We start from the raw sequence: 6418 nt of genomic DNA, 5'->3' as shown, positions 1-6418 counted from the left end.
GTCAAGGGGTGCCGTTGGGCCTTGAGACCCGCTTAAGGTTCCACCCCCGCGCCGAGCTGGGCTGCCGCGTCCCGGGACGGCCCCGGAGTCAGTAACGGACGGCGTTGGCCACCTCGGCCTTGACCGTGCCGGAGAGGTCCCGGTGGGCGTGCGCGGTGGCCTGGGAGCTCTGCCCGACCGCCACGTCCTGAATGGTCACCGCGGCCGCGTCCATCACCTTGCCCGACTCGTCGGTGAAGTTCACCTGGATCACGTACCGGTACGACTGCTGCCCGTGGTTGGTGACGGTCAGCGGCACCTGCGGCTTGCCGTCCGAACCGGTGGTCACCGCCCCGGCGGTGACGTCCCCCTTGGCGTCCAGCCCGCCCTTGATCCCGGAGACGGCCGAGGAGGCCGCCGACACCGCCGCCGAGGCCTGCGCCTCGGCCGAGGCGATCGCGGACCCCGCCCCGCCGGCCGCCGAGCCCAGCGCCGAGGCGGCGGAGGCGACGGCGCTCGCGCCCTTCTCCACCGCGGACGCCGCCGCGGAGGCCACGCCGCTCACGGTCTTCCCGGAGGAGGAACAGCCCGCGAGCGCCGCCGTACCGACCACCGCCGCGACCAACACCCCCGCCACCGCCCGGCGTTGGTGACGCACCGGTGGTGCGTCCAAGTCCTGCGCGGTGACCCTCGGCGGGGTCGGGGAGCTGGCTCGGGTGAGCGGCTGGCGGTCCATGCGGTCCCTCGTTTCCGGTCGGCGCCGGGCTGCCCGGCGCACCTCCACGCCCACCCTCCGAGGGCCGCGGAGCCGCCGCCAGCAGGGCTGCTGCCTCCGGGTGAGCCGGGCCGGGAGAGCGCGTCAGGACAGCCCCGAGCCCTCCTGGGAGTCCGACTCCACCGCGGCCCGCTCCTCGCGCAGCCGCACCAGGTGGCGGCGCCGCGCGACGACGCCGTACGCCCCGGCGGCGCTCGCCACGAAGGAGGCCAGGCCGAGCCACGGCCGGTCGAAGACGTGGCCGGTCAGGTGGTCCAGCGAGTACCGGCCGGCGCCCGCCAGGCCGAGCGCCAGCCCGGTCGCACCGAGGAAGGCCGGGTACTCGTAGCCGCCGGACATCGCGAAGAAGCCGGCCGGGGCGTGCACCGACACCGCGCCCGCCATCGTCCCCGCCACCACCGCGCCGGCCGCCGGGGTCGCCAGCCCGGCCACCAGCAGCGCGCCGCCGCCCGCCTCGCCGAGGCCGGCCGCCAGCGCGCTCTGCCGGGCCGGGTGGAAACCCATCTGCTCCATGGCGTGGGTGGCGCCCTCCAGGCCGCCGCCCCCGAACCAGCCGAACAGCTTCTGGGTGCCGTGCGCGATCAGCACGCCGCCGACCGCGCCGCGCAGGGCCAGCAGGCCCAGGTCCTTACGGTTCAGGCACATGTCGCATCCTCGCTTCCGCGGCGGAGTGACCCCGCTCGGTGACAGTGGTGACGGTCCTGCCTCCATAGCAACCGAGGGCGCCCGTCCCTTCGAGCCGGGGCCGCCATCCGGGCGAATTCGGCCGCGACCGGGAATGAACCGCCGGCGGGGTGATCCACGCCGCGCCCGGCCGCGGGGCGTGGCGGACCGGCTGCCCGGGGCCCCGAGGTCATGCTTGGCCCATGTTCGTCTTCAACCTGGGCAGCGCCTTCATCACCTTCTTCGCCGTGGTCGGCCCGCCGAAGACCCTGCTGGCCTTCGCCCGGCTGGCCGGGACCCGCAGCAACCGGGAGCTGCGCCGGCTGGCCGCGCTGAGCACGGCCATCGCGGCGGTGATCGGCCTGGTACTAGGCTTCGGGGCCGACGAGCTGACCACCCTCTTCCACATCAGCGACCAGTCGCTCCAGCTCGCGGGCGGGGCGATCTTCTTCGTCTACGCCGTCGCCCTGGTCTTCGGCGTCCACCTCGGCTCGGACGCCGACGACGACGAACACCTGTCGAACCCGCTGGTGGACGGCATCCGCGAGCTGCTGCTGCCGTACATCGCCAGCCCGCTCGCCATCACGGCCGTCCTGGTCGCCTCGCTCAACCAGGACAACCTGGGCTGGAAGGCCGCCGTCTCCGGGGCGTACGTGGCCGTCGCGGTGATCAACTACCTCTGTGTGGCGGTGCTCGCGCCGCTGATGCGACGCACCCACCGCACCTCGCTGGAGGTGCTGTCCCGGCTGCTCGGGCTGCTGCTGGCGGCGGTCGGCGTCGAACTGTTCCTGGAGGGCCTGGCCGGGCTGGGAGTGCACCTGCCGGAGGGGCACTGAGCCCGCCACCGCACCCGCACCCGCACCGGGCTGACGGGCGCCGAACGGCGCTGACCGGCCCTGAACGGCGCCGAGCCCGGCGCCCGCCCGGGTCAGCCGGCCGCGAGGCGTGCCAGCACCTCGCCGATCCGCTCGCGGACCAGTGGATCGGCGACCAGCCCGTCCGGGCCGACCGCGCCGCGCTCCAGCGGAAGCCGGACGCAGGCCTCGTCCAGCACGGCGGCGCCGGTGTAGCCGAGGACGGTGCGCAGGGTGGCCTCGGCCCCCTGGCCGCGGCCCGGACCGGCGGCGTTGATCCAGCCGGTGGGCTTGTCCGAGATCTCGATCCCGCCGACCGTCCAGTCCAGCAGGTTCTTGAACGCGCCCGGCAGCGTCCCGGCGTACTCGGGGGTGCAGACCAGCAGCGCGTCGGCCGCCTCGATCGCGGCCCGCAGCTCGGCCACCGGCTCCGGCAGCGGGTCGGTGTCGTGGTCCGGGTTGAAGTGCGGCAGCCCGGCCAGCCCGGCGTAGTACGTGGTCCGCAGGCCCGGGGCGGCCGCGGCCACGGCGGCCGCGGTGCGCAGCACGGTCTCGTTGGTGGAACCGGCTCGCAGGCTCCCGGGCAGCAGCAGGATGTGGCGCTCGTTCGGCATGCCGGGCAACCTACTCCTTGACGTCCGTGTCAAGGACAGCCGCCCGCCGCCCGCCCCGTCATCGGCACCGGCCGTGGACCAGTGACAGTGGCAGCGGCAGCGGTCAGCGCGGCACCACCGGCCGCCAGGGCACCGGGCTGGAGAGGATCATCGAGCTGGACGGCTGGCCGTAGCTTCCGAGCCGGTCGCACACCGCCTCGAACTCGGCCATCGTCGACACCGCGACCAGCAGCACGCAGCACGCCCCGCCGGTGACCCGGTGCAGCTGGACCACCTCCGGCCAGGTCGGCACCTCCGGATCGCGCAGCACGCAGCGCGGGCCGTAGCACTGGATCTGGACCAGCGCGGTGATCGGCAGCCCGGCCCGGGTGAGGTCCACGTGGGCGTGGTAGCCGCTGATCACCCCCTCGGATTCCAGCCGGCGGACCCGTTCGGCCACCGCGGGTGCGGACAGGCTCACCCGACGGGAGAGTTCGTTGTACGAGAGCCGGGCGTCGGCCTGGAGCTCGGCGAGCAGGCGGCGGTCAACGGCGTCCAAGGCGACCTCCCGGGTGGTCGGGATCAAGGGATTTCCATTCGTAAAGCGAATCGGCGGAACGCATCGCGAACGACAGCTCCGAAGGCGGTTGCGATGCCCGTCGACCATTCAAACGGGGGGCACCGCCGCCGCACAATGGGCACCCGGTGGAACCCGGCAGTCCGGCTGGTTCACCGGACCGGGCGATGCGGCCCGGAGGATCAGGAGGATCGGGATGGGGCACGACACGGTGGAGACACCCAACCTGTCGTTCGGTCGGGGCGGAGCACCGGGCCGGGGCACCCCGTACGCCCAGTACGTGCGTCTGGAGGAGCTGCACGGCCTGCAGCACCCGCGCAGCAAGGAGCCGGCCGAGCTGTCGTTCATCGTCACCACCCAGGTGATGGAGCTGCTGTTCGACCTGCTGCGGCACGAGTGGACGCTCGCCCGGCAGGCACTGCGCGAGGACGACCTGCCCGCCGCGCTGGCCGCGCTGCGCCGGGGCACCCACGTGCAGGACGTACTGGTGGAGTCCTGGGACCTGCTGGCCACCATGACCCCGCACGAGTTCAACTCCTTCCGCTCGCTGTTCGGCGAGGCCTCCGGCTTCCAGTCCGCCGCCTTCCTGCGGCTGGAGTTCCTGCTCGGCAACAAGAACGCCGCACTGCTGAAGATGTACGACGGGATGCCCGACACCCAGGCCGAGCTGACCGAGGCCCTGCGCTCCCCCGGCCTGTACGACGAGGCGCTGGCGCTGCTGGCGCGCCGCGGCCTGGCCCCGCACCGGGCGCCCTCCGAGGAGCGCCACCAGCCGTCCGCGGAGGTCGAGGCGGCCTGGCGGCGGGTGTACACCGAGCCGGAGTTCGCCGCGCTCCACCCGCTCGGCGAGGCCCTGTTGGACGTGGCCGAGCGGGTCACCCGCTGGCGCCAGCGCCACCTCTCGGCGGTCAAGCGGACCATGGGCGGCAAGCCCGGCTCGGGCGGCTCCAGCGGACTGACCTGGCTGCGCAAGTCGGCCGAGCAGGACGTGTTCCCGGAGCTGTGGACGATCCGGGACGGGCTGTGACGGAGCGGGCCGTGACGGAGCTTGATGCGACAAGGCTTGATGCGACAGAGCGCGATGCGACGGGACGGGCAGGGACGGAGCGGGCTGTGGGCGAGGGGCACGAGAGGACGGGCATGACCACGCGCGAGGACTGCGCGGCGCTGGACGCCGTCGACCCGCTGGCGGCGTTCCGCAAGGAGTTCGCCCTGCCGGACGGGGTGATCTACCTGGACGGCAACTCGCTGGGCGCGCTGCCGGTGCGCACGCCCGAGCGGGTGCGCCGGGTGGTCGAGGAGGAGTGGGGCCGGGAGCTGATCCGCAGCTGGAACGACGCCGGCTGGTTCGAGCAGCCGTACCGGCTGGGGCGGCGGATCGCGCCGCTGATCGGCGCCGGTCCGGCGGAAGTGGTCGTCTGTGACACCACCTCGGTCAATCTCTTCAAGGTGCTGTCGGCCGCGCTGCGGCTGCGCCCGGGCCGGCGCACCGTGCTCGGTGACGCCGAGGCCTTCCCCACCGACCTGTACATCGCCGAGGGCGTGACCGGTCTGGTCGAGGGCTCGCGCAGTGCGCTGATCCGCCCCGAGGAGCTGGACCGGCATCTGGACGGGGACGTGGCCGCGGTCGTCCTCTCGCACGTGGACTACCGCACCGGCGAGCTGCTGGACATGGCCGGCATCACCGCCCGGGTGCAGGCCGCGGGCGCCCTGATGATCTGGGACGTGTGCCACTCGGTGGGTGCGCTGCCGGTCGAACTCGGCGCCGCCGGCGCGGACTTCGCGGTCGGCTGCACCTACAAGTACCTGAACGGCGGCCCCGGTTCGCCGGCCTTCCTGTACGTCGCCGAGCGGCACCTGGCGGCCGGTCCGCTCCAGCCGCTGAGCGGCTGGTTCGGCCACGCCCGGCCGTTCGCCTTCGAGCCCGGGTACGACCCGAAGCCGGGCATCGGCCGGTTCCTCACCAGCTCGCCCTCGCTGCTCGGCCAGGCCGCCCTCGACGCCTCGCTGGACGTCTGGGAGCGGGTCGACCAAGCGGCGGTGCGGGCGAAGAGCCTGGCGCTGACCGACCTGTTCGTCTCGCTGACCGAGGGACTGGACGGCGTCGAGGTGGCGACCCCGCGCGAGCACGCCCGGCGGGGCAGTCAGGTCGCGCTGCGGCACGCCGACGGCTACCCGGTGGTGCAGGCCCTGATCGAGCGCGGGGTGATCGGCGACTTCCGCGCACCGGACCTGATGCGCTTCGGCTTCACGCCGCTCTACGTGTCGTACACCGAGGTCTGGGACGCGGCCCGGCAGCTGGCCGAGGTGCTGGAGAGCGGTGAGTGGCGGGCGGAGCGTTTCTCCCGCCGGGGCGAGGTGACGTAGGCCGGGGACCGGGACCGGGCCTGCCTCCTTTGCCATTAATAATGCGCAGCATTAATCTTGCGCGCATGGCAAGGACATCGGCGGGCCACGAGACCCGCGAGAGGCTGCTGCGGGCGGCGGAGGAACTCTTCGCCACCCGCGGCGTGGAAGCCGCCCTGACCAGGGACATCACCCGACTGGCCGGACAGAGCAACCCGTCCGCCGTGCAGTACCACTTCGGCTCCCGCGAGGGCCTGCTCGACGCGATCATGGCCGGCCGCCAGGAACGCGCCGAGCAGGCCCTCGCGCCGCGTCTGCCCGCCCTCGCGGACACGGACCTGCCCGGACTGCTCGGCGCCCTGGTCGCGGCCGAGGCCACCGAACTGCGCACCGAACAGGGCCGGCACTGCCTGCGGATCTCCGCGCAGGTCAGCCACAACAGCGGCGTCCGCACCCGGACCCCGCACCCGACGCTGGCCGGCGGCGGCTACTGGCGCCTGATCGAGCTGGTCGAGGACCGTATCTCCGCCCTGCCGGAGCCGATCCGGCTGGAACGGATCGACCTGGTCCTCACCCTGATCGGTGCGGCCCTCGCCGACCGGGCGCAGCAGTACCTCACCGGCTCCACCCC

Annotated in this window: 8 protein-coding genes; 4 read left to right on the top strand and 4 right to left on the bottom strand. The window is 73.7% G+C overall.

What is annotated here, in order from left to right; all coding sequences use genetic code 11:
- Nucleotides 1–88: 88 nt before the first annotated feature.
- Both ACIQOV_RS21805 and ACIQOV_RS21800 read right to left on the bottom strand, forming a co-directional pair.
- Nucleotides 89–715 carry a hypothetical protein gene (locus ACIQOV_RS21805; RefSeq protein WP_401050819.1) on the bottom strand — a complete coding sequence of 209 codons (627 nt, stop codon included), beginning with the start codon at nt 713–715 and terminating at the stop codon, nt 89–91.
- Nucleotides 716–838: 123 nt separating this feature from the next.
- The gene (locus tag ACIQOV_RS21800; RefSeq protein WP_359907172.1) at nt 839–1399 is read right to left on the bottom strand and encodes a DoxX family protein; all 561 of its coding nucleotides are present in this window, start codon (nt 1397–1399) and stop codon (nt 839–841) included.
- 221 nt (nt 1400–1620) lie between these two features.
- Here ACIQOV_RS21800 and ACIQOV_RS21795 point away from each other — a divergent pair, with 221 nt between their 5' ends.
- Complete coding sequence (locus ACIQOV_RS21795) at nt 1621–2253, top strand: MarC family protein (RefSeq protein ID WP_387689547.1); 633 nt, start codon at nt 1621–1623, stop codon at nt 2251–2253.
- Between the two features lie 92 nt (nt 2254–2345).
- Here the strand turns inward: ACIQOV_RS21795 and ACIQOV_RS21790 are convergent, their stop codons facing one another.
- Both ACIQOV_RS21790 and ACIQOV_RS21785 read right to left on the bottom strand, forming a co-directional pair.
- Nucleotides 2346–2885, bottom strand: coding sequence for an NADPH-dependent FMN reductase (locus ACIQOV_RS21790; protein ID WP_380553437.1), 540 nt, complete (start codon nt 2883–2885; stop codon nt 2346–2348).
- A gap of 103 nt (nt 2886–2988) precedes the next feature.
- Entirely contained in the window at nt 2989–3450 is a 462-nt protein-coding gene (locus tag ACIQOV_RS21785; protein WP_359907181.1) for an Lrp/AsnC family transcriptional regulator, read from the bottom strand.
- Between the two features lie 187 nt (nt 3451–3637).
- On the opposite strand from ACIQOV_RS21785, the gene ACIQOV_RS21780 reads away from it, so the two are divergent.
- The 3 genes from ACIQOV_RS21780 to ACIQOV_RS21770 all read left to right on the top strand — a co-directional run.
- Complete coding sequence (locus ACIQOV_RS21780; protein ID WP_401050815.1) at nt 3638–4468, top strand: tryptophan 2,3-dioxygenase; 831 nt, start codon at nt 3638–3640, stop codon at nt 4466–4468.
- A 113-nt stretch (nt 4469–4581) separates the two neighbouring features.
- On the top strand, nt 4582–5808 hold the full coding sequence (gene kynU, locus ACIQOV_RS21775; RefSeq protein ID WP_401050813.1) for a kynureninase: 1227 nt from the start codon (nt 4582–4584) through the stop codon (nt 5806–5808).
- A gap of 65 nt (nt 5809–5873) precedes the next feature.
- A partial coding sequence (locus tag ACIQOV_RS21770) for a TetR/AcrR family transcriptional regulator (protein ID WP_401050810.1) occupies nt 5874–6418 on the top strand: 545 nt, incomplete at its 3' end.

Origin of the sequence: Kitasatospora sp. NPDC091257, from assembly GCF_044757675.1 — a bacterium.
In the GTDB taxonomy this organism is placed as follows: Bacteria; Actinomycetota; Actinomycetes; order Streptomycetales; family Streptomycetaceae; genus Kitasatospora; species Kitasatospora lactacystinica.
The sequence above is the reverse complement of the archived record's forward strand: the minus strand, read 5'-3'. Positions and strand labels throughout refer to the sequence as shown.

Bases quoted from the DNA above. Each gene is read 5' to 3' on its own strand.
- kynU (WP_401050813.1), top strand. From the start codon at position 4,582: ATGACCACGCGCGAGGACTGCGCGGCGCTGGACGCCGTCGACCCGCTG.
- ACIQOV_RS21780 (WP_401050815.1), top strand. From the start codon at position 3,638: ATGGGGCACGACACGGTGGAGACACCCAACCTGTCGTTCGGTCGGGGC.
- ACIQOV_RS21800 (WP_359907172.1), bottom strand. From the start codon at position 1,399: ATGTGCCTGAACCGTAAGGACCTGGGCCTGCTGGCCCTGCGCGGCGCG.
- ACIQOV_RS21795 (WP_387689547.1), top strand. From the start codon at position 1,621: ATGTTCGTCTTCAACCTGGGCAGCGCCTTCATCACCTTCTTCGCCGTG.
- ACIQOV_RS21805 (WP_401050819.1), bottom strand. From the start codon at position 715: ATGGACCGCCAGCCGCTCACCCGAGCCAGCTCCCCGACCCCGCCGAGG.
- ACIQOV_RS21790 (WP_380553437.1), bottom strand. From the start codon at position 2,885: ATGCCGAACGAGCGCCACATCCTGCTGCTGCCCGGGAGCCTGCGAGCC.